This is a genomic window from Ilumatobacter fluminis, from assembly GCF_004364865.1.
GTDB lineage: Bacteria > Actinomycetota > Acidimicrobiia > Acidimicrobiales > Ilumatobacteraceae > Ilumatobacter > Ilumatobacter fluminis.
The window spans coordinates 2,999,546-3,022,125 of sequence record NZ_SOAU01000001.1 but is presented as its reverse complement, the minus strand read 5'-3'; the positions used below and the strand labels follow the sequence as shown (position 1 = coordinate 3,022,125).

The following is a 22,580-nucleotide window of genomic DNA, read 5'->3' as shown; positions in this document are numbered from 1 at the left end:
GCCGGCGAGGCGTGGGTCACAGTTGTTCGACCGCTTCGAGCAGGGCGTTCTCGACGACCTCGGTCAGCGCCGGATGGATCCAGTACGGCTCGTTCGCGATGTCGGCCGCCGTCTGGTCGAACTGCATGGCCTGGATCAGGGGCTGGATCAGCGATGCCGCCTGTGGGCCGATGATGTGGGCGCCGACGATCAACCCGGTCGCGGCGTCGACGACGACCTTGGCGAACGACGTGTCGTCGACGAGGGCCCAGCCGTAGGCGGTGCCGCCGTAGTCGCGGCGACCGATCACGACGTCGCGACCTTCGGCGCGTGCCTGCTCCTCGGTGAGGCCGACCGTCGCCACCTGCGGGTTGCTGAACACCGCCGACGGGACGGCCTTGTAGTCGACCCGCTTCAGGTCGTCGGGGTGGGCGATGTTCCAGAACGCCACCGTTGCCTCGTGGTTGGCGACGTGCTTGAGCTGCCACGAGTTGGCGACGTCACCGATCGCCCAGACACCCTCGACACGCGTCCGGAGGTGTTCGTCGACCTCGATCGTGCCGTGGTGGTGGCACGACAAGCCGCCTTCCTCGGCGGCGACGAGATCGCTGTTCGGCTCGCGCCCGGTGGCGACGAGCAACTGGTCGACGACGATCTCCTCACCGGCGCAGTGGATGACGATCTCGTGCCCGCGCCGCTCGACCTTGGTCGGCAGGTGCTGGAGGTGCACGTCGACGTTGGGACGAGCGGAGAAGACCTCCGTGAACCGTTCGGCGATCTCACGGTCGAAGTGCCGGAGGAGGACGTCGGAGCGGTTGAAGACCGACACCTGCGAACCGAGACCGGCGAACACGTGGCCCATCTCGACGGCGATGAAGCCACCGCCGATGATCCCGAGCCGGCCGGGGAGTTCGTCGAGCCGCATGATCGTGTCGCTCGTGTGGAACCCGGTCTCCATGAGGCCCGGGATCGGCGGCACGACGGGGCGCGAACCGGTGGCGACGAGGATGTGATCGGCGGTCATGCGGACGCCTTCGACGTCGATCACCTTGGGTGCGACGAACTGAGCGGTCGCCTGGTAGAGCGTGACGTTCTCGGTGCCGGTGTCGCGGTACTGGCGGCCTCCTTCGGAGATGGGGTCGATCCGACCGAACACCCGGTCGCGGATCGCCGGCCAGTCGGCACCGTGGTACTCCAGTGAGATGCCGAGCCGGTCGGCATGGCCGGCTTCGAGCGCGACGTCGGCGGGCATCACGAACATCTTCGAGGGGATGCACCCGACGTTGAGGCACGTCCCGCCGAAGGTGCCGCGCTCGATCAGCGCGATGTTCCAGTCGGACAGGTACTCGGGGATCGAGTTCCCCGATCCACTGCCGATGATGATCAGGTCGTATTGCTCGTCGGTCTCGATGGGAGGCACGAGCACAGTGAACACCGAACAGCCCCGAACCCTTCCCGACCGATCGTCTGACCCGATCGTGACCGGTGTCAGTCGTCGGGGCGCGACTCGTGATGGCGTCGTCCGTCCGTGCGGCGATCCTCTTTCATCTCCGACTCGAAGACGTGCTCGCGTCCGTCGAGCAGTTGCCGTTCGACGGCGGTTTTCACGTCGCGGGCCGGCGACCAGTAGGTGGCGTCGTACTCCTCGACGATCTGGAACGTCCAACGGCCCTCGATGACATTGCGACCCACGAACTCGGTGCGGATCCGGTCGGCCAGGTCGCCGTGTCCGGCCTCGTCGAGTTCGTCGGCTGCCTCCCCGAGGAGCAGATCGGCGTGACCGCTCATCTGGTGGAAGTCGTACAGTCGGCCGCGCGCCCGCTCGATCCACTCGACCGCTTCACCGAGCTTGCCGACCGACGAGACCGTGTCGTCGTCGACGCCGTCGGGTCGTCGGTCTCGTTCCAACCAGGGCCGATGCCGCTCGCTCATGCCGGTTCGGTACCCGCAACGCACGCCGGGAAACGCTGGTCGGTAGCCTCGACGGGCGTGACACGCAGCTACGTCGTTCGTACCTACGGGTGCCAGATGAACGAGCACGACTCCGAGCGCATCGCCGGACTGCTCGAGGCCGACGGGCTCGTGCGCGCCGAGTCGGAGGACGAGGCCGACGTCGTCGTGCTCAACACGTGCTGCATCCGTGAGAACGCCGACAACAAGCTGTACGGCAACCTCGGCCACCTCAAGCCGTGGAAGGACGCCAAGGACGGTCGTCAGATCATGGTCGCGGGCTGCCTCGCGCAGAAAGATCGCGATCTCGTGGCGAGCAAGGCCAAGCACGTCGACGTCGTCATCGGCACCCACAACGTGCACCGCGCCGCCGATCTGCTCGAGCAGGCCACCACGAGTTCGGCGCCGATCACCGAGATCCTCGAAGAGGCCGTGATCGACGACCATGCGATGTTCCCGTCGGCACTGCCGGCCCGGCGCGAGACGAGCTACAACGGCTGGGTCACGATCCAGATCGGCTGCGACAACAACTGCGCCTTCTGCATCGTGCCGGCCGTGCGGGGCGCCGAGATCAGCCGCCCGTACGACGACATCGTCGCCGAGGTGCGCCAGCTCGCATCCGACGGCGTGACCGAGGTGACCCTCCTCGGTCAGAACGTCAACTCGTACGGACGAGACCTGCAACTCGCCGCCCGCCGTGCCGGCGACGACGACGCGAAGCTGCGTCCGTTGTTCGCCGACCTGCTCCGCGACGTCGGCTCGGTCGAGGGCATCCGCCGGGTCCGCTACACGAGTCCTCACCCGAAGGACATGCGTCCCGAGACGTTCGCCGCCATGGCCGAGACACCGGCCGTGTGCAATTACCTGCACTATCCGCTCCAGTCGGGCAGCGATCGTGTGCTGTCGCTGATGCACCGCGGCTACACCGGTGAGCGTTACCTCGAGCGGTTGGCCCAGGCCCGTTCGGTGATCGGCGACCTCGCCGTGTCGACCGACATCATCGTCGGCTTTCCCGGCGAGACCGACGACGACTTCGAACGCACGCTCGAAGTCGCCGCCGCCGCGGAGTTCGACTTCGCCTACATGTTCATCTTCTCGCCCCGACCCGGGACCGAAGCGGCCGACATGGAGGGCGACTTCGTCGACGCGGCCGTGGCGGGTGAGCGCTTCGATCGACTCAAGCTCGTGATCGAACGCTCGGCGCTGCGCAAGCATCAGGCGCGCGAGGGGCTCGTCGAGGAGGTCCTGGTCGAGGGGCCGTCGAAGAAGCGCCCCGAGATCACGACCGGCCGGACCCGCCAGAACAAGCTCGTCCACTTCGAGGCGCCCCAGCCGCTGCGGGTCGGTTCGTACGCGAACGTCGAGGTCACCCGCGGCGCGCCGCACTTCCTCGAAGGCCGGTTCGTCGAGCTGCTCGCCGAACCGACCCACAAGCTGCGCATCCCCGTCGCCTCGCTGTGAGCGCGCTGCCCCGACGAGTGGCGGTCGTCGGACCGACCGCGTCGGGCAAGTCGTCGGTGGCGATGGCGGTCGCCGAGCAACTCGGCGACGTCGACCTGGTCTCGATCGACTCGATGCAGGTGTACCGGGGCATGGACGTCGGCACGGCGAAGCCGAGCGTCGAGGAGCGGCATCGCGTGCCGCATCATCTGCTCGACCTCGTGGAGCCGTCCGACGAGTTCACCGTCGCCGAGTTCCAGCGGGCGTACCGGGCGGTGCTCGGCGATCTCGCCGATCGGGGCCGTCGAGCGATCCTCGTCGGCGGGACCGGCCTGTACCACCGAGCGGTCATCGACGACCTCGAGATCCCGGGGGAGTGGCCCGTCGTCCGTGAACGCCTCCGCATCGAACTCGCACGTGCCGGTCCGGAGGTACTGCATGCCCGTCTCGCCGCCATCGATCCCGCCGCGGCAGCCCGGATGGAGCCGACGAACGAGCGGCGGATCGTCCGTGCGTTGGAGGTGTGCGAGGGGAGTGGGCGACCGTTCTCGTCGTTCGGGCCCGGTCTCGACGCCTACCCGCCGACCGACGTGGTGCAGATCGGTCTGCGTTGGGATCGGGCGGTGCTCACCGAGCGGATCGTCCGCCGGGTGCAGATGATGGTCGACGACGGTCTGGTCGACGAGGTCGCAACGATCCGTTCGACGACCGGCTTCTCGAAGACGGCGGCACAGGCACTCGGCTACAAGGAGATCCTCGCCTACCTCGACGGCGAACTGAGCCTCGTCGAGGCCGTCGATCAGGTGACGCTGCGGACCCGGCAGTTCGCGATCCGCCAGTTGCGCTGGTTTGGTCGCGATCCGCGGGTGCGATGGGTCGACGTGGCGGCCGACCCCGTCGCCGAGGCGGCCCAGCTCGTCGTGGACGCGCTCGAGCGGGCTACTCCGGCAGGGTGATCACGACGCCGCGGTCGCCGTAGGGGATGCGGTTGCGCTTGACGATGCCGCCGATCGTGCCGAGCACTTTGGTGATCTTCGTCATGAAGCCGTACTTGTCGTTGACCTTGACCCGGATCGCCTCGAGTTCGTCGCCCTCGACGAGTCGGGCGGTCGCGTCGACGGGTTCGCTCCCGTCGTTCACGTTGCCGCGCGCGTCGCACGGCTGGACGATGACCCGGTCGGTGTGGGCGAGTCGTTTGGCCTTGCCAGAGCCGGAGCTGGTCCAGAAGCCGATCTCCCGGTCGCCGAGCGGCACCGACCACACGGGTGTCGGCACGGCCGTCCCGTCACGCTTGAAGGTCGTGAGCAGGATGTACTTCTCGTCGCCGAGTCCCATGGGTCGAGCGTACGCCACCCGCCGACGTCGGGCGAGCGGAACCCCGAGCCCATCGGTGGACACGACGGCGTACGCTGGTGGGAGCACATGAGCACTCTGACGATCACCAAGCACCACGGCCTCGGCAACGACTTCCTCGTCGTGTTCCACCCCGACGTTCCCGAGACCGACCTGCCCGATCTGGCCCGACGGCTGTGCGATCGCCGACGCGGCCTCGGCGCCGACGGCCTGCTCGTCGCCGAATCGGAGGATGGCTACGCGGCACGCATGGTGCTGTACAACGCCGACGGCAGCCGAGCCGAGATGAGCGGCAACGGCATCCGCTGCTTCGCGCAGGCGCTCGCCGCCCGACGGGGCGACCTCGACGATCAGCACATCCTCACCGACGCCGGCGCCCGGCTCGTGACGCTCGCGACCACCGACGACGACGACACGGTGTTGGCCACCGTCGAGATGGGCTCGGTCGATCCGATCGACGAACCGTCCGGGTGGTCCGAACTCGGGTGCCATCCCGATCGTCCGGTCGCCCACTACAGCCTCGGCAATCCGCACAGCGTCGTCGGCGTCGACGACGTCGACGTGGTCGATCTGCAACAGCTCGGTTCCACCGTCCCGCACGTCAACCTCGAGATCGTCGAGCCCGGCGAGCACACCGACGAGATCCGGATGCGGGTGCACGAACGCGGCGCCGGCATCACCGAAGCGTGCGGAACGGGTGCCTGTGCCTCCGCCGTGGCCGCTGCCTCCTGGGGGCTGGCGACGCCGCGGGAGGGCAAGCTGGTCGTCCACATGGACGGCGGGAGTGCGACGGTGGCGCTCGACACGCCCGACGCCGGACGCGTCACGCTCACCGGGCCGGCGACGTTCGTCGCCACGATCGAGGTCACCGCATGAGCAGCCCGTACCAAGAGGCGCTCAGTTCGACCCTCATCGACCGGACGATCCGGGAGAAGATCGTGCTGGTCGCGGTGGCCCTGCCCGGGGAGACCGACGAGCAGGTCGACCAGAGCCTCGACGAGCTCGAGCTCCTCGTCGACACCGCAGGCGCCGATGTCGCCGGACGACTGATCCAGCGCCGCGACGCCCCCGACCACACGTGGTACATCGGCAAGGGCAAGGTCGACGAGCTGAAGGAGTTGTGTCTGGCGGTCGATGCCGACACGGTCGTGTTCGACAACGAGCTGGCCCCGGCGCAGCAGTTCAACCTGGAGAAGGTGCTCGGCCGAACGGCGATCGATCGCACCGCCGTGATCCTCGACATCTTCGGCCAGAACGCCCACACCCTCGAAGGCAAGGCCCAGGTCGAGCTGGCGCTCCTGCGCTATCGGCTGCCCCGCCTCCGTCGCGGCAAGGGCGCCAAGCTGGCGCAGCAGCGCGGTGGTGTCGGTGCCCGATTCGGCGGTGGCGAGACGAAGATCGAGGTCGATCGCCGTCGAATCATGCGCCGGATCACGAAGCTCGAGAGCGACTTGAAAGACCTGGCGGCGACGCGCGACCTGCAGCGCAAGAGCCGCCGTCGGAGCGGTCTGGCGAACGTCGCGATCGTGGGGTACACCAACGCCGGCAAGTCGACGTTGCTCAACCGGCTCACCGATGCCGGTGTGCTGTCGGAAGACCGGTTGTTCGCCACCCTCGACCCGACGACCCGGCGACTCGCCCTGCCCGGCGGTGAGCCGGTGCTGCTCACCGACACGGTCGGGTTCGTCCGAAGCCTGCCCCACGGTCTGGTCGAGGCGTTCAAGGGCACGCTCGAGGTGGCGGCACTCGCCGACTACCTCGTCCACGTCGTCGACGCGAGCTCGGTCGACCCCGACGGCCAGATCACGGCGGTGCGCGAGGTGCTCGCCGAGATCGGCGGCGACGAAGTGCCCGAGCTGATCGTGTTCAACAAGTCCGATCTGGCGCCCGACCACGCCCCGCAACTCGTCGTCGATCATCCGGGTTCGGTGGCCGTGAGTGCCGTCACCGGCGACGGCATCGAGGTGTTCCTGCGCACCCTCGCCGACCGCTTGCGAGCATTGACGAATGTCGTCGAGTTGTTGATCCCGTACGACCGGGGCGACGTGATCGCCTCGGTGCACCGCGAGGGTGAGGTCGTGTCCACCACCGAGGCCGAGAAGGGTCTCACCGTGCGAGCTCGCCTGTCCGACGCGTCGGCCGGTCGTCTGGCCGAGTTCGTCGTCGCCGACGTGACCTGACGGTCGATCCGTCGCCGGCCGAGGCGGGCGCGTCTCCTAGCATCGGGTTCGCATGACCCCCGAACCGTTCGTCCCGCCGCCGTACCCGTACGAGCGGATCGACCGCTTCAAGCCGTACGGTGAGCGGTTCGAGACCGGCCTGATCGACCTGTCGATCGGGACTCCGTTCGATCCGCCCCCGGCGGCGGTGATCGAGGCGCTGGCCACTTCGAACGCGGAGCGGGGCTACCCGCCGAGCATCGGCACCGTGCCCCTGCGGGAGGCGATCGGGCGGTGGATGCGACGACGTTTCGATCTCGACGTCCCGATCGACCAGATGGCTGCGGCGATCGGCACGAAGGAGTTCGTCGGGACGCTGCCGCAGTGGATGAAGCTGCGTTCGCCCGATCGCGACACCGTGCTCTACCCCGAGATCTCGTACCCGACGTACGAGATGGGGGCCACGTTGGCGGGCTGCCGAGCCGTCCCGATCCCGATGACGCCGACCGGCGGTGTGCAACTCGATGCGATCGACCCGGCCGACGCGGAACGGGCGCTGCTGCTGTGGGTCAACAGTCCGGGCAACCCGAGCGGCATCCTCGACGATCTCGGAGCCGCCGCAGCGTGGGGTCGCGAACACGGCGTGCCGGTCTTCTCCGACGAGTGCTACGTCGAGTTCACGTGGACGGGCCACGGTCGGACCATCCTCGAGCACGGCACCGACGGCGTCGTCGCCGTGCACTCACTCTCGAAGCGGTCGAACCTGGCCGGTGCCCGGCTCGGCTTCTACGCCGGCGACGCCGACCTGGTCGACTACCTGCGCGAGGTCCGCAAGCACGTCGGGATGATGGTGCCGGGCCCGGTGCAGGCCGCCGGCGTGGTGGCGCTCGACGACGACGAACACGTCGAGGTGCAGCGTGAGCGGTATCGGACGCGGCTCGTCCATCTGGCCGATGTGCTGAGCCGCTGGTCGGGGTACGACATCGAGGTGCCCGGGGGTGGCTTCTACCTGTGGTTCCGAGTCGGTGACGCATGGGAGTTCACCGAACGCCTGGCGCGCGAAGCGGGCGTGTTGGTGAGCCCCGGCGACTTCTACGGCGCCGCGGGTGCTGACTACGTGCGGGTGGCCGTGGTACAACCAGACGAGCGGATCGCCGAGATCGCCCAGCGACTCGGCGTTGACTGAAAGGCCACACATGCCCAAGGGAGGACACGGACGCGGCGTCATCGCGGCGATCGGTTTGCTGGTGCTGTGCGCCGGACTCGTCGGCGGAGGTGTCCTCTGGGTCCTCGCCGACCGCGAGCCGGAATCGGCAGCGGAGTCGTTCGCTCGTGCCGTCACCGGCTGCACGACCACGCTGACGTTCGGTGAGCCGGGCGAGTTCTACGTGTTCGAGGAACTGTCCGGCATCGTCGCCCCGGTCGACGGGTGCCAGCCGAGCACTCTGCCCGGACGGCCGTTCACCTTCACGGTGACGACCACGACCGGGGTCGAGGTGCCCCGGGTCGCCGACGACGGCGTCTCGTACGACCTCGACGTCGGCAGTGGCACCTCGGTGGCTCGGATCACGATCCCCGAACCCGGCGAGTACCGCATCAGCGTCCTGGGTGCCGATCCGGCGATCGTCGCCGCGATCGGTGGCGACCCGCAGGACGGCGTCGAACAGTTGCGACAGGGAGCGATCGCCGCCGTGGCGGGCGGACTCGTGCTCGGCGGTTTCCTGCTGTGGCTGTCGGCACGTCGGTCGAAGAAGGCAGCGACCTTCACGGGGCTCGCCGATCCCGGTTGGGGCGTGACCGAACGCGACCACGCCCGGCGCGCCGAGACCCAGAACGGATCGTGGCCGCCCGCGTCGCCCGACGTCCGCCAGGTTCCGGTCAATCCCATGGCGCCGGACGAGCGACGGGTCGCCGAGCCGTGGTCGGCTCCCGACGCCGAGACGACCGCACCGCCGCTGGTCGTGCCGACCCCCGACGTCGACTCGCCGTCGACCGAGTCGGCAGCGACGCCACGCCCGGACCCTTCGGCAGTCTCGCCGGGATCGCCATCGGCGCCCGCTCCGGCGCCGGATTCATCGTCGGCCGTTGCCTGGCCGAGCGATCTCGAACCGTCGCCCGAACGCGACGACGCCGACGTGTCGTCGTCGAGTGACGACGACACGTCGGCGTGATGGTGAGCGCCGTCGGTCGGCGGCCGCCGATCAGAGGCGGCGCATGACGGTCACGACCCGGCCGTAGATCGTGACCTCGTCGGGCCCGAACACCATCGGGTCCATCGTGGAGTTGGCGGGTACCAGGACGACCTGATCGCCCTCGCGGCGGTAGGTCTTGACCGTGGCCTCGTCGCCGGGGATGCCGGCGACGACGATCTCGCCGTTGCTCGCCGTCGACTGCTGCGCCGCGATCACGAAGTCGCCGTCGAGGATGCCGGCGTCGATCATCGACTCGCCGCGGACCCGGAGCATGAACAGTTCGCCATCGCCGGTGAAGTCGGTCGGGACCGGGAACAGTTCTTCGACGTTTTCCTGGGCGAGCACGTCGGTGCCGGCGGCGACGTCGCCGACGAGCGGCACGTGACGGACCGGTCGCCGCTCCATCGCCACACCGGAGTTCGGATCCCACCGCACCTCGATCGCACGGGGCTTGGTGGGGTCGCGGCGCAGGTACCCCATCTTGGTGAGGGTGTTGAGGTGGCTGTGCACCGTGGACGGTGAGGTGAGGCCGACCGCCTCGCCGATCTCGCGGACCGACGGCGGAAAGCCGCGGTCGCGGGTCTGGGACTCGATGAACTCGAGAATCTCTCGTTGACGACGACTGATCGCTTTTTCGGCCATGGTGACATCGTACAGACGTTCGCCGACCAGGTCAAACACCCGTTCGTCGGACAGGTGTTCCGAATCGCGCACCCGTTCGTCGAACAAATGTCCGTTTTCGGGTTGACGAGCGAACGGTCGTTCGGGTACAACTGTTCGACGTACAGTCGTTCGGTCACCCGGCCGGGCGCCTGAGCAGCACCACCAGCACCACCACCGAGCACTGGATCGTCAGTTGGGAGACGAGATGAGCGCCACGATCAGCCTGCAGCACACGACACGAGCCCCGCAGCGGGGTCGCACCCACGGCGGTGACTCGTCGACGGTTCCCGCCGTCGAGCGCCGTCCGGCTCGCCGCCGTGTCAGCGAGGCCACGTATCGCCGGCGCCGAGCCGTCGTCGGAACCGCCCTGGCCGCGTTCGTCGCGGTGGGCGCTGTCACGACGTACGACGTGCTGGCCGGCTCCGGCGGCGTACCTGCCTCCGCTGCCGTGAGCCAGCCGGCACGAAGCTCCGTCGTCGCCCAGCCGGGCGCCTCGCTGTGGACGATCGCCCAGGAACACCGTGGCGAGATCTCGCTCGTCAAGTACGTCGACAAACTGGTCGCCCTGAACGGCGGCGCCACGATCCACGTCGGCCAGATCGTCGTCCTGCCCTGATCTCGCCGAACTGCCGTGCCGAACCGCTGAGCCGAGCTGCTGAAGCGTCACTGAGTGATCGCCGAACGGGCGGCGGTCGGCTCGAGGATCGTCGGGGTGAGCGCGGCGTCGCCGCAGTAACCTCGACCGGGTGCACTGTCCGTCCTGTCACGCCGACGACACCAAGGTCGTCGATTCGCGCCTGGCGGCCGAGGGGTCGGCGATCCGCCGTCGTCGTCAGTGTCTCGGGTGTGGCTACCGCTTTACGACCTACGAACGGGTCGAAGAGCTGCCGCTCGTCGTGACCAAGTCGGACGGTACGACGCAGCCGTTCGACCGCGACAAGATCGTCCACGGTCTGCGGGCGGCGACGAAGGGCCGGAGTGTCGACGACATCACGATCGCCGAGCTCGCCAGCGCCGTCGAGGACGAGCTCCGACTCGACGGTGGTGAGGTCACCAGCAGCCGGATCGGGCTCGCCGTGCTCGAGCGGCTCCGAGTCGTCGACGAGGTCGCCTACATGCGTTTCGCCTCGGTGTACAAGAACTTCGACGGCGCCGCCGACTTCCAGAGCGAACTCGAGCTGCTCAAGAAGCTCTCCTGACGCCGGCGCCGGTCGCCGCGCCGATCAGTCGCGTCGCCGCACCCAGCGGGTGAACAGATAGCCCTCGTCGTCGAGCAGCACGTGCGCCGGCTCGTACCCGAGGCCCCGTTCCGGAGCGCCTGATGTCAGCCGTGCGGCATCGCCACCGACGACGTGGGGCGACACCGTCAGGCAGATCTCGTCGACGAGATCGGCGGCGGCGAGCGCCCCGTTGAGCGTCGGCCCGCCTTCGGCCTGGACGTGGGTGACGCCGGGGATCAGGTGGGGGATGCGTTCGACGGCCGCCACGAGATCGACCTCGCGACCGCCCGTCCGCAGGGTGTCGACGCCGCTCGGGATCTCGGCGTGCTCGTTCGTGATCACGAATCCGGCGCCCGAGGTGAACAGTGGCGACGTCGCATCGATGCGGCCGCTGTTCGTCACGACGCCGATCCGCAGGTCGGGACGCTTCGGCGGGCCGTAGCCCTCGCCGGCCGCGGTCGCTGCGCCGACGATGACGACGTCGACGACGGTCCGCATCGTCGCCAGTACGGCCCGGTCGTTGGCGTTGCCGAGGCCGCCGGATGCGCCGTCGAGTGCGATCGAGCCGTCGAGGCTCGCCACCATGCACACCGTGACCCACGGCCGGTCGGCCGGCCGTGGCCGATCGACGCCGTACTCGTCGACGACCGTGGTCGTGCCGACGGGGTCGGGGGAGAGGCGGCGGATCGCGGGTGCTGCATCGGAGGGCACGAACGAATCTTGCCACTCGGCACCCGCTGCACACCTCGCCGTGCGCCCGTGGCCGAGCGAAGCGACATCCCGGCTGCACGCTGTTCGCGCGCCTGCTGCTCGCCGGGGCGGTGGGGCGGCTGTGGACAACCCGGCGTCGTCCACAGCGGTGTGCACAGGAAGAACCGGCAATTCACACCGTTGTCCCCTTCCGTTCCACAATGGGACACCCGTAGGGTTGCCCCTCGTGCCGGTGGTGGTGCGATGCGCGGATGACGAAGCCGCACGGTTCGGAGGTTGGCCGAGTTGGGGTCGGACGAACGGTGTGAATGGGGTCAGCCACGATCCTGAACCTGCGTATCGCATCACCCTCCGGGACGACCTGGATCGAGTCGCCCACGCCCGGGCGGTCGACGCCGACGACGCCGGATCGGCGCGGGACTGCTTCGGCCCGCGATGCGATCGCGAACAGGCGCGTCGCGGCTGGTCAGCGAGTTGTTTCGCGCGAGTGCGAGCCAAGCGTTGACACTCTCGTAACTACAGTGGTGTAATACCGAGCCCTGCCCGCGACAGGCACAACCAGTTGTGGTCGAGCGAGCAGGAACGGGGTCTTCCCAACAAGATGTTGTGCCCCGACAAATGAAGTTGTGTCGACTGGTGGGCCGGTCGGCACGGCGGACGTCTCCGGTTGCCGGCCGGAGGGACACGCAGCACCGGCCCGCACCCAGACGGAAGGATCACACATGTCTCTCGCACCGGAACGACAGGCCGCCAACGGTCGGATCGGTCTCAATCGGCTGTTCACCTCGCCGGGCGTCGACCCGTACGACGAGGTCGTGTGGGAGCTGCGTGACGCTCGCATCACCAACTGGAAGGACGGCTCGGTCGCCTTCGAACAGCTCGGTGTCGAGTTCCCGACCACGTGGTCGGTCAATGCGACCAACATCGTGTCGCAGAAGTACTTCCGTGGCACCCCCGGCACGCCCGAGCGCGAGTCGTCGCTCAAGCAGGTCGTCGACCGTGTCGTCGACACGATCACGGCCTGGGGCCGTGAGGGCGGCTACTTCGCCGACCCCGACGAGGCACAGGCCTTCAGCGACGAGCTGAAGTTCATCCTCGTCACCCAGCGGGCGGCGTTCAACAGCCCCGTGTGGTTCAACATCGGTGTGAAAGACGTGCCCCAGCAGGCCAGCGCCTGCTTCATCCTGTCGGTCGACGACAAGATGAGCTCGATCCTCAACTGGTACCGCGAGGAGGGCGTCATCTTCAAGGGTGGCTCGGGCTCCGGCGTCAACCTGTCGAAGATCCGCTCGTCGGTCGAGCCGCTCGACGGCGGTGGCACCGCCTCCGGCCCGGTCAGCTTCATGCGCGGCGCCGACGCCTCGGCGGGCACCATCAAGTCGGGCGGCAAGACCCGCCGCGCCGCCAAGATGGTCATCCTCGACGTGGAGCACCCCGACGTCGAGGAGTTCATCTGGTGCAAGGTCAAAGAGGAGCGCAAGGCGCGTGTGCTGCGTGACGCCGGCTTCGACATGGACCTCGACGGTGCCGATTCGTTCTCGATCCAGTACCAGAACGCCAACAACTCGGTGCGCGTCACCGACGAGTTCATGCAGGCCGTCGTCGAAGACGCCGACTGGGGCCTGAAGGCCGTCACCAGTGGCGAGGTCGTGAAGACGATCCGGGCCCGCGACCTGTGGCGTCAGATCGCCCAGGCCTCGTGGGAGTGCGCCGACCCCGGCCTCCAGTTCGACACCACGATCAACAAGTGGCACACCGCCCACACCACGGGCCGCATCAACGGCTCGAACCCGTGCTCGGAGTACATGCACCTCGACAACTCGGCGTGCAACCTGGCCTCGATCAACCTGCTCAAGTACCTCGACGAGGACGGCACGTTCGACGTCGACGCCTACATGCACACGATCGAGATGATCTTCACCGCCCAGGAGATCCTGGTCGGCCGTGCCGACTACCCGACCGAGCCGATCGGCGACACCAGCCGCAAGTTCCGCCAGCTCGGTATCGGCTACGCCAACCTCGGTGCGCTCCTCATGGCGCTCGGCCACGCCTACGACTCGCCCGAGGGCCGGTCGTGGGCCGCCTCGCTCACCTCGCTGATGACGGGCCACGCCTACGCCACCTCGGCCAAGACCGCCGCTCGCCTCGGCCCGTTCGAGGGCTTCGCCGACAACGAGGAGCACATGCTCCGCGTGCTCGGCATGCACCGCGACGCCAGCTACCAGATCGAGAACGACCAGGTCGTCCCCGACGAACTGCTCTCGGCCGGTCAGCGTGCGTGGGAGAACGCCGTCCGCGACGGCCAGGAGTTCGGCGTCCGCAACAGCCAGGCGTCGGTGCTCGCCCCGACCGGCACCATCGGCCTGATGATGGACTGCGACACGACCGGCATCGAGCCCGACCTCGGCCTCGTCAAGATGAAGAAGCTCGTCGGCGGCGGCACGATGCAGATCGTCAACCAGACGATCCCGCGTGCGCTGCGTCGCCTGGGCTACGACGCCCAGCAGGTCGACGAGATCATCGCCTACATCGACGAGAACAAGTCGATCCTCGGCGCCCCGCACCTCGCCGAGGAGCACGTCGCCATCTTCGCCTGCTCGATGGGCGACAACACGATCCACTACGAGGGCCACGTCCGGATGATGGGTGCGGTGCAGCCGTTCCTGTCGGGCGCCATCTCGAAGACGGTCAACATGCCCGAGGAGGCGTCGGTCGAAGACGTCGAGGCGCTGCACCAGCTGTCGTGGGAGCTCGGCCTGAAAGCCGTCGCCATCTACCGCGACAACTGCAAGGTCGCCCAGCCGCTCTCGACCGCCAAGAAGGAGGGCGCCAAGACCGACGACGAGGCAACGGTCGAGGCGGCCACCGAGGTCGTCGAGAAGATCGTCGAGAAGATCGTCCACAAGCCGATCCGCCAGAAGCTGCCCCGCACCCGCTCGTCGAAGACGTTCGAGTTCCGGGTCGCCGATCTCAAGGGCTTCGCCACGATCGGCGAGTACGAGAACGGCCAGCCCGGTGAGGTCTGGCTCACGGTCTCGAAGCAGGGGTCGACCCTGTCGGGCATCATGGACGCTCTGGCCAAGTCGATCAGCCACGGTCTGCAGTACGGCGTGCCGCTGCGTGCCTACGTCGAGGCGTTCACGAACATGAAGTTCGAGCCCGCCGGCATGACCGACGATCCCGACGTCCGCTTCGCCGGCTCGATCGTCGACTACCTGTTCCGTCGTATGGCGCTCGAGTACATGAGCTACGAGGAGCGTGCCGAGCTCGGCATCTTCACGATCGAGGAGCGCACTCAGCCGACGCTGCCGGGTGTCGAGGAGGCGGTCACCGAGACCACCAACGGTTCCGACATCGTCCCCGACCCGGCGAGCATCCCGTCGGTCGACGAGCTGGTCGCCGGTCTCGAGTCGGGCGCCATCGAGCCGACGGTGGAAGACAACACCCCGGCTCGCGGCATCGTGACGTCGTCGAAGGCGATCGACGCCCCGATGTGCATGCAGTGCGGCGTCCACATGGTGCGCGCCGGCAGCTGCCACGCCTGCCCCAGCTGCGGCAGCACCAGCGGCTGCAGCTGACGAAATCGCCCACGGGGTGTCATCTGGTGGATTGCATCAGATGACACCCCGTTCGTCGTTCCACGTCATCTGCTCGTTGCGGTGCTGCGCAGCGGGTCGGCGAGGAAGGACGGGCGGATCTCCCTCGCGAGGTGGCCCATCCGCAGTCCGTTGAAGCGACAACGAGGCGTTGTGTCAGTCGAGAGCGAATGCGGCCGCAGCTTCGGCCTCGAGGTCTACGTACTCGACATCGCCGACGGACACCTCGACCGCTTGGATCTGGCCGCCGGTGAATCGGCCCGGTGTGGTGTACTGGCTACTCACGGCGTCGCCGCTGTCGTAGCCGACGCACAGGCCGTCGCCCGACAGGGTGAACTTCCCGGGTTGGGTACGCATCGGCCCCTCGTCGACCACCTGGTCGCCGACGTACAGCCTGCACGTGCCGAGTGACTCCCGGTTCTCGCCCTGTCCTTCCCGGACGAACTCCATTCCGAGGGTGTAGTCGCCGGGTGCGAGCTCGTCGGAGCTGAACTGCTGCTCGGGCTTGATGCCGAGAAAGTTGTAGACGTAATGAAGCTTCCCGTCCTTGATGAACAGGCTGTGTCCGCCGAACCGAGAACCGTGGGCAAAGATGACGCCCTCGCACCCGTCCTCGATCCGGACGTTGGCGAGCAGCTTGTAGGAGCGGTTGCGGATGTTGACAGCCACGCCTTCGGGCACGGGGGAGGTGTTCGGGTAGTAGATGTAGGTGTCGCGAGGCGGCTCGGTGCTCGGTCGCTCGGTGCCGAGCAGTTCGGCGGCGATCCGGTCGTCGAGCGGCAGCACGTTGTTCCTCTCGGCTTCTTCGAACCACATGTCGACCAGTGCTTGGAGCTTCTCGGGGTGCTCGGAGGCAAGGTCCTTGCTCTCGGAGCGGTCCTCGTCGACGTGGTACAGCTCCCACCGGTCGTTTTCCATGTCGCCGATGCCGCTGAGTGGTGCGTGGATCGCTGACGCCTTCCACCCGTCGGCCCAGATGCCCCGGGTCGAGAACATCGCGAAGTACTGGCGCTCCTTCGTCGTCTGGCCGTCCGGGTCGGCGTCGAAGCTGTAGCGCATCGACGTTCCCGACATCGGCACCTGCTCGACGCCCCGGTAGGTGTCGGGCATCTCGAGACCGCAGACGTCGAGGATCGTGGCGACCACGTCGGTGGAGTGGTGGTATTGGTGACGAACTCCGCCGTGGTCGGTGATGCCCTTCGGCCACGAGATCACCATCGGGTCGCAGGTGCCTCCGGAGAACTGGGAGTAGCGCTTGAACATCTGGAACGGGGTGGACAATGCCGCAGCCCACCCGGTCGGGATGTGGTTGTAGGTGTCGGGGCTGCCCATCACGTCGAGGTATTGGAGGTTGTCGTCGAGGTCGTCGGGGTAGCTGTTGAAGAACTTGTTCTCGTTGACCGACCCGTTCGGCCCGCCCTCGCCGGACGTGCCGTTGTCGGCGCAGTAGAAGATCAACGTGTTGTCGAGCTGTCCGCTCTCCTCCAAGTAGTCGATCAGCCGTCCGATCTCGACGTCGGTGTATTCCGACATGCCGGCCCATGCTTCCATCATCCGGCAGAACAGCTTCTTCTGATCCTCGGACAGCTCGTCCCAGGGCAGCACCTGGTCGATCGGGTTGGCGCGGTCGTCGGGCAGCGGGTTGAACGGTGTGAGTTCGGTTCCCTCGGGAAGCACGCCCTTGTCGATCATGCGTTCCAGGACCCACTCCCGGTACGCCTCATAGCCGTCGTCGAACCGGCCCTTGTACTTGCCGATGTACTCCTGCGGCGCGTGCAGCGGGGCGTGGTTGGCGCCAGGGCAGTACCACATGTACCACGGCTTGGACGGGTTCGACGCCTTCTGGTCCCTGATCATCTTGATCGCCTGGTCGGCGAGATCTTTCGACAGGTGGTAGCCGTCCTCGGGTCCGTAGGGCTGCTCGATGAAGTGATTGTCCTCCACCAGATCGGGGTACCACTGGTTCGTCTCTCCACCGAGGAATCCGTAGAACCGGTCGAAGCCCATGTTCAGCGGCCATCGCGACCGGTCGCCGCCCGGCGCGACGTCTTGCTCAGGTACGTCGTGGTTCTTCCCCAACCAGAACGTGGACCAACCTGCGTCTTGGAGGAGGTGCGACACGGTCGTGCATGCCTCTGGGATTCGGCCGTGCCAGCCGGGGAATCCGTTCGCGCATTCCGTGATACACGACATGCCGTTCAGATGGTGATTGCGACCAGTCATCATCGTCGACCGCGTCGGCGCACACAGCGCCGTCGTGTGCCACTGGGTGTACCGCAACCCCCGATCGGCCAGTCGCTGCAGCGTCGGCATCTCTACACCCCCGCCGAACGGCGACCACGCCGCGAGTCCGGTGTCGTCGTAGAGGATCACCAGCACGTTCGGAGCACCGTCCGGCGCCTTGGTCGGCTTGTACGGCTCCCAATCAGGAACCGAGTCGTTCACATCCAGGTTGATGACGCCGGAGAACTCAGGTTGGGACATCGCAGGGCTTCCTTTCGGGTACGTCTGCCAGAGCGTCATTGTTGCACGACACGTCTGCTTTCCGTGCTGCAGGTCGAACGTGTTCTGGCCTCCGGTACGCCAGACCCGACCAACCATCCAGTAGACACGATGTGAGTGTTCGCGGTGAATCACGAAGGCGCGGCAGCCGCTCCGCTGTCGCGTGGGGTCGATGTCCCGGCAGGGACTCGACGTCGGCGACCGACCGAACGACCTGTTCGACGGCTGGCCGGATTGGCATGACCGTGCGCAGGTTGATTCCGGCTCTGCCCGCCGCAACGTGGATTCGGGACTACCAGCGATCATGGCTTTCGAAGGATCTCGTCGGCGGCCTCGCTGCCGGCTCCGTTGTGATTCCCCAGGCAATGGCTTACGCATCGATCGCTGGGCTGCCAGCCGAGGTCGGCCTCTACACGTGCATGGTTCCCATGCTCGTCTACGGGCTCCTCGGCGGATCGCGCACGCTGTCGGTGAGCACGACCTCGACGGTCGCCGTGCTCACCGGTTCGACGCTGCTGGCAGCGGAGGTTGCGACGAGCGGTGAAGACCCCGCACGCGACCTTGCGACGCTGAGCGTTCTCGTCGGGCTCCTCATGTTGATCGCTCGCCTCCTGCGGCTCGGAGCGCTGATCGACAACATCTCCGAAGCGACCCTCACCGGTATCAGGACCGGCGTCGGCCTCACCGTCGCTGCCGGTCAGCTCCCTGCGTTGCTCGGCGTCGCCGGCGACCCCGACGCCGACGCATTCTTCAGCGAGATCCGTGGCGCGCTCGCCGACCTCGCCGACACCAGCACGGCAACGCTCGTTCTGTCAGCCGTCACGATCGGGCTCCTCGTCGGGCTCGCGCGTGTGGCCCCGGCCGTGCCGGCGCCGCTCCTTGCCGTGGGCCTCGGCATCGTGCTGGTCGCTGTCTGGTCGCTCGACGCACATGGTGTCGCCCTGATCGAATCAGTGCCGTCGGGCCTACCCGCCCCGGTCCGACCACGTCTCGACAGCGTCGAGCCGATGCTGGGTGGCGCAGCCGCGATCGCCTTGATGTGTTTCATGGAGACCGCCTCCGTCGCCGGCGCAGTCCGACGACGTTCCGAGCCACAGATCGACAACGATCAAGAACTCTTCGCGAACGGGTTCGCGTGCCTCGTGGGCGGAGTCTCCGGCGCGATGCCTGCGGCCGGGGGCTTTTCTCAGACGGCGATGAACCAGCGCTCCGGGGCACGAACTCAGCTCAGCGCACTCGTCACCGTGCTGCTCGCGGTCTCGTGTGCCGTGTTTCTCGGTGATGTACTCAGCGACATGCCCGAGGCAACGCTTGCCGCCCTGGTCATCGTGGCAGTCGGCGGACTCGTTCAGCCCCAGCAGTTCGTCCGCTACTGGCGACTCGACCGGCTGTCGTTCTGGATCGCAGCCGCCACCGCCGCTGCAGGCCTAACTCTGGGGCTGCTCGCAGCCGTACTGATCGGCGTCCTGCTCACGTTGTTGCTGGTGCTCCGGGAGCTCAACAGAGTGGGTGTCACCGAACTCCAGCTCTCAGCTGATGGCGACGACCTCCGCATTGCGGCCGACGACACGGCATCGCTCCCCGGGCTGCTCATTCTCCGGATCGATGGGCTGCTGTACACAGCGAACATCAAGCGCGTCCGTCGTGCGATCATGCAGAGCGTGGCCGAACGCTCGCCGACCGTCCTCGTGCTCGACGCCTCGCCGGCGAGCACGACCTCGGTGACCATCATCGACCAGCTCCGCGAACTCGACGACGAACTCGACAAAGCCGGCACCACCCTCTGGTATGCCGGGTTCACAGCCCGCGTGCTCGACACAGCGAGGCGGCTCCCTGAGTGGCAGCGGCTTGATGAGCAGCAACGTCTCCACGACACGGCACTGCTTGCAGCGCGACGGTACCGACAGAATCTCGGTGCAGACTGACGTTCGGCGCACGAATCGTTCACTTCGGGTACGTGCGCCGGAGTTGGTGGCTGCCCACAGCGGGGTGCATGTCGCAACGCAGGCCGAGTCGGATCCTTGTGGCGTGGGCGTAGTGAGCCGCGGGCTGAGGCTTTGCGGCGCGCCGGTTCGTCAGTGCTGATCGACGATCGCCGCTGCCCTTGGCTGGCGGCGGTGAAGCGGTGCAGTGACCGCTCGATGACCCGGCCGGTCTGCCGGCGTCAGGACCGGCCCGTTGCGTTCGGTGCGGCTGCGAGACGTGGCTCGCCGTCGGCGACGGGTTCGATCGCGTTGATGGCGACTCGGATCTGCTCGCGAGCAGCCGTCGGAGGGATGCCGTGTTGAACGAGATCCGTCAGGGTGCGGAGGAGCCCCGAGATCACGATGGTCCGGGCCCGGACGTTGTCATCGACCGGTCGATCGTCGGCGAGGATCTGCTCGAGGGTCGCATACAGGGCTTGGTGCTGGATTGCGATGGCCCCCTGCCGGCGGTCAGTCATGTCGTCTGCCTCGAGCGCGGCGGCGATCATCGCGTGGTTCGACGGGTCCGAAAGCACGTCCAACTGCACGTCGAGCCATCGTTCGAGCCGTTGCGCAGCTGGCTGAACATCGTCTGCGATCGCCGTGCACTCGTCGATGATCGGTCCCATCGTCGCGTCGAACCATGCGTGAATGATCGCCGACTTGGTTCGGAAGTATCGGTACAGCGAGGTGCGAGCGAGTCCGACATCGTCAGCGATGTCGCCGATGCTCACGTCTCGTACGCCGCGTTCGGCGAACAGGCGCATCGCAGCGTCCATGATCTCCCGCTCGCGCACTTCGACGTGCTCGGCGATGGTCGGAGCGGTGATCTTGGGCATGGCTACGCAGCGTCGGACCAGTCTCGCTCGACGAGTCCGCCGTGTTCGATCGTAACGTGGCGCGTCGCTGCGACCTGTTCGGGGAGATGAGTGACGACGAGTGTCGCGACCCCGCTTTCGCGTGCCCGGTCGACCAAGAGCTTCATGATCTGCTCACCGCGCGAGGCGTCGAGTGAAGCGGTCGGCTCATCGGCGACGATGACCGACGGTCGCCCCATGAGGGCGCGAGCGATGTTCACCCGCTGCCGTTCGCCACCGGACAACTCGGCAGGTCGTGCGTCGAGGCGCGAATCGAGCCCGACGGTGCGGAGCAGGTCTGCCGCCCGCTCACGAGCATGGTGGTCGAGTTCACCACGAACGTGCGCGACGAGTTCGACCTGCTGACGGGCTGTGAGCGACGGGAACAGGTTGGCGTTCTGGTACACAACGCCGATGTGTTGCTGGCGGAGCAGCGTGCGATCGCGATCGTTGGCTGCGTGGGCGTCCACGCCGTCGATTCTCACGGTTCCACGGTCGGCTCGCAACAGCAGGGCTGCAACGGCGAGCAGCGTGGACTTCCCCGAGCCGGAGGGGCCGGACAGGGCGACGACCTCGCCGCGGCCGATCACCAGACTTGCGTGATCGAGCAGCGTGCGGGTCTGGTCGCCGTCTGGGACGGTCACGACGATGTCATCGAGTTCGATACTCATGAGTTCGGGTTCTCCATTCTCGGAAGGATTGAACAGGTTGGTGGAGGTCAGGTCCGTGCCCGGAGGGCGATGATCGGGTCGACCGACACGATGCGTCGTAGCGCCACGAGGCATCCAATGACGCCGAATGCGACCAGCAGCGCTATCGACGAGATGACGGGGGCAGCCTCGAGGCGGAACGGGACGCTGGAGCCGACCAAGCTTCCCAGTCCGACCCCCATCAGGGCCCCGATGGTCGACGCTGCGAGCAACACCGCCACCATCTGGCCGATCGCGTCCTTGATCACGTAGAACGTCGACGCCCCGAGTGCTTTGAGGAGCCCGATCTCGCTGTTGCGTTGCACCGTCCAGACGGTGAAAAAGGCTCCGACGACGAGGGCGGAGATCAGCAGCAAGAACGTGCGCATCATCGACATCGTCTGGGTCTCGCCCGTGTAGCCGGGCGACCCGCGAAAAGCTGACTCGCGAGTCTCCAACTCGGTGCCGGATGTGGTCGCCGCCGAGGAAACCGCCTCGAGATCATCGGACCGAACTGCGATCGCCGAGAACCGGTCGGCAGCGTTGTCGCCATAGAGCAACGACTGCCACGTGGTCAGCGACGTGAAAGCGACGTCGACGTGACCGTACGACCCCAGCGAGGCGAAGCCGACGATCGGAATCTCTTGGTCGAGGCCGACGATCGTCACCACGTCTCCCACAGTGAGGACGTCCTCGTACGTGTCGGACACGATCAAACCTGGCGCGGACGCTGCGTCGTCGAGACCGCCGATCGCAGCTGCGAGAAAGCTCTCCGCGGGTGCCCCGAAGACAGCCAGGTCGATCGTGGTGCCGTCGTCTCGACGCGCGTTGAAGAACGACATGCCGATGGGTGCCGACTCGACACCGTCGAGTTCGTCCCATGGTTCGAGGGCCTCGCGTGTCAGCGTCGAACGGCTGAAGGTCGATTCGGCGCCTGGTTGAAAGGCGAGATGGGACGCGGGCAGCTGCCGGAGACCGGACACTCCGTCATCGACCAGTCCGTTCGCCAACCCCGACAGCAGCGTCGCCATCAGCGCGACCAGTCCGATGACGAGCCCCACGAGCGCGAACCGCCCGCGGGCGAACCACAGATCTTTCCTAGCGACGAACACGACGACTCCGATCATTTGTCAACATGGTGTCGACAAGATAGCGACACTATGTCGATATCGCACGGACGGCCCCTGGGTGATGCCTGGCGGGGCGTCGGCGGCGCTCCCGGCACTGCTGATCTCATCGCGCCGACGGGCGCGACGATCGGCGCCCGTCGCGGGCCGCGCGGCCGTGCGGGTGTCGTTGATCCGG

The 22,580-nt window shown here is 67.3% G+C and carries 19 protein-coding genes; 10 read left to right on the top strand and 9 right to left on the bottom strand.

Features of this window, described 5'->3' with window-relative positions; translation table 11 throughout:
- Positions 1-16: 16 nt before the first annotated feature.
- Both BDK89_RS13680 and BDK89_RS13675 read right to left on the bottom strand, forming a co-directional pair.
- A complete protein-coding gene (locus BDK89_RS13680) occupies positions 17-1,399 on the bottom strand; it encodes a mycothione reductase (protein WP_243839170.1) in 1,383 nt (460 codons plus the stop codon).
- A 68-nt stretch (positions 1,400-1,467) separates the two neighbouring features.
- Complete coding sequence (locus tag BDK89_RS13675; protein ID WP_133869470.1) at positions 1,468-1,911, bottom strand: hypothetical protein; 444 nt, start codon at positions 1,909-1,911, stop codon at positions 1,468-1,470.
- A gap of 57 nt (positions 1,912-1,968) precedes the next feature.
- Between BDK89_RS13675 and miaB the strand changes: the two genes are divergently transcribed.
- Together miaB and miaA are read left to right on the top strand one after the other, a co-directional pair.
- Positions 1,969-3,390: a tRNA (N6-isopentenyl adenosine(37)-C2)-methylthiotransferase MiaB gene (gene miaB, locus BDK89_RS13670; RefSeq protein ID WP_243839169.1), complete on the top strand. Its 1,422-nt coding sequence runs from the start codon at positions 1,969-1,971 to the stop codon at positions 3,388-3,390.
- Complete coding sequence (gene miaA, locus BDK89_RS13665) at positions 3,387-4,325, top strand: tRNA (adenosine(37)-N6)-dimethylallyltransferase MiaA (RefSeq protein WP_243839168.1); 939 nt, start codon at positions 3,387-3,389, stop codon at positions 4,323-4,325. Before miaB ends, miaA begins: the two co-directional genes overlap by 4 nt.
- On the opposite strand, the gene BDK89_RS13660 is transcribed toward miaA, so the two are convergent.
- Positions 4,309-4,704 carry a PPOX class F420-dependent oxidoreductase gene (locus tag BDK89_RS13660; protein WP_133869468.1) on the bottom strand — a complete coding sequence of 132 codons (396 nt, stop codon included), beginning with the start codon at positions 4,702-4,704 and terminating at the stop codon, positions 4,309-4,311. The two genes, miaA and BDK89_RS13660, sit on opposite strands and share 17 nt — an antisense overlap.
- An 87-nt stretch (positions 4,705-4,791) precedes the next feature.
- On the opposite strand from BDK89_RS13660, the gene dapF reads away from it, so the two are divergent.
- Genes dapF through BDK89_RS13640 form a run of 4 tightly spaced genes read left to right on the top strand, consistent with a single transcriptional unit; the run spans position 4,792 to position 9,052 of the window.
- Positions 4,792-5,598: a diaminopimelate epimerase gene (gene dapF, locus BDK89_RS13655; RefSeq protein ID WP_133869467.1), complete on the top strand. Its 807-nt coding sequence runs from the start codon at positions 4,792-4,794 to the stop codon at positions 5,596-5,598.
- Complete coding sequence (gene hflX, locus BDK89_RS13650) at positions 5,595-6,902, top strand: GTPase HflX (RefSeq protein WP_133869466.1); 1,308 nt, start codon at positions 5,595-5,597, stop codon at positions 6,900-6,902. The genes dapF and hflX overlap by 4 nt, the downstream gene beginning before the upstream one ends.
- 52 nt (positions 6,903-6,954) lie before the next feature.
- Positions 6,955-8,067, top strand: a complete 1,113-nt coding sequence (locus tag BDK89_RS13645) for an aminotransferase class I/II-fold pyridoxal phosphate-dependent enzyme (protein ID WP_133869465.1) — start codon at positions 6,955-6,957, stop codon at positions 8,065-8,067.
- A gap of 10 nt (positions 8,068-8,077) precedes the next feature.
- Positions 8,078-9,052, top strand: coding sequence for a hypothetical protein (locus tag BDK89_RS13640; RefSeq protein ID WP_133869464.1), 975 nt, complete (start codon positions 8,078-8,080; stop codon positions 9,050-9,052).
- A gap of 30 nt (positions 9,053-9,082) precedes the next feature.
- Here the strand turns inward: BDK89_RS13640 and lexA are convergent, their stop codons facing one another.
- Positions 9,083-9,715: a transcriptional repressor LexA gene (gene lexA / locus BDK89_RS13635; RefSeq protein ID WP_133869463.1), complete on the bottom strand. Its 633-nt coding sequence runs from the start codon at positions 9,713-9,715 to the stop codon at positions 9,083-9,085.
- A 226-nt stretch (positions 9,716-9,941) separates the two neighbouring features.
- Between lexA and BDK89_RS13630 the strand changes: the two genes are divergently transcribed.
- Positions 9,942-10,352, top strand: a complete 411-nt coding sequence (locus tag BDK89_RS13630; RefSeq protein ID WP_133869462.1) for a LysM peptidoglycan-binding domain-containing protein — start codon at positions 9,942-9,944, stop codon at positions 10,350-10,352.
- A 130-nt stretch (positions 10,353-10,482) separates the two neighbouring features.
- Positions 10,483-10,935, top strand: coding sequence for a transcriptional regulator NrdR (gene nrdR / locus BDK89_RS13625; RefSeq protein ID WP_133869461.1), 453 nt, complete (start codon positions 10,483-10,485; stop codon positions 10,933-10,935).
- Between the two features lie 24 nt (positions 10,936-10,959).
- Here the strand turns inward: nrdR and BDK89_RS13620 are convergent, their stop codons facing one another.
- Positions 10,960-11,667, bottom strand: coding sequence for a dihydrofolate reductase family protein (locus BDK89_RS13620; RefSeq protein ID WP_166657578.1), 708 nt, complete (start codon positions 11,665-11,667; stop codon positions 10,960-10,962).
- Between the two features lie 722 nt (positions 11,668-12,389).
- On the opposite strand from BDK89_RS13620, the gene BDK89_RS13615 reads away from it, so the two are divergent.
- Positions 12,390-15,245, top strand: a complete 2,856-nt coding sequence (locus tag BDK89_RS13615; protein ID WP_133869459.1) for a vitamin B12-dependent ribonucleotide reductase — start codon at positions 12,390-12,392, stop codon at positions 15,243-15,245.
- Positions 15,246-15,419: 174 nt separating this feature from the next.
- Here the strand turns inward: BDK89_RS13615 and BDK89_RS13610 are convergent, their stop codons facing one another.
- The gene (locus BDK89_RS13610) at positions 15,420-17,747 is read right to left on the bottom strand and encodes an arylsulfatase (protein WP_133869458.1); all 2,328 of its coding nucleotides are present in this window, start codon (positions 17,745-17,747) and stop codon (positions 15,420-15,422) included.
- Positions 17,748-18,004: 257 nt separating this feature from the next.
- Here BDK89_RS13610 and BDK89_RS13605 point away from each other — a divergent pair, with 257 nt between their 5' ends.
- Positions 18,005-19,690, top strand: coding sequence for a SulP family inorganic anion transporter (locus tag BDK89_RS13605; RefSeq protein ID WP_133869457.1), 1,686 nt, complete (start codon positions 18,005-18,007; stop codon positions 19,688-19,690).
- Between the two features lie 239 nt (positions 19,691-19,929).
- On the opposite strand, the gene BDK89_RS13600 is transcribed toward BDK89_RS13605, so the two are convergent.
- The 3 genes from BDK89_RS13600 to BDK89_RS13590 are packed head-to-tail and all read right to left on the bottom strand — an operon-like array spanning position 19,930 to position 22,402.
- A complete protein-coding gene (locus BDK89_RS13600) occupies positions 19,930-20,568 on the bottom strand; it encodes a TetR/AcrR family transcriptional regulator (protein WP_133869456.1) in 639 nt (212 codons plus the stop codon).
- Positions 20,569-20,570: 2 nt separating this feature from the next.
- A complete protein-coding gene (locus BDK89_RS13595; protein ID WP_133869455.1) occupies positions 20,571-21,257 on the bottom strand; it encodes an ABC transporter ATP-binding protein in 687 nt (228 codons plus the stop codon).
- Positions 21,258-21,304: 47 nt separating this feature from the next.
- A complete protein-coding gene (locus BDK89_RS13590; RefSeq protein WP_133869454.1) occupies positions 21,305-22,402 on the bottom strand; it encodes an ABC transporter permease in 1,098 nt (365 codons plus the stop codon).
- Positions 22,403-22,580 lie beyond the last annotated feature (178 nt).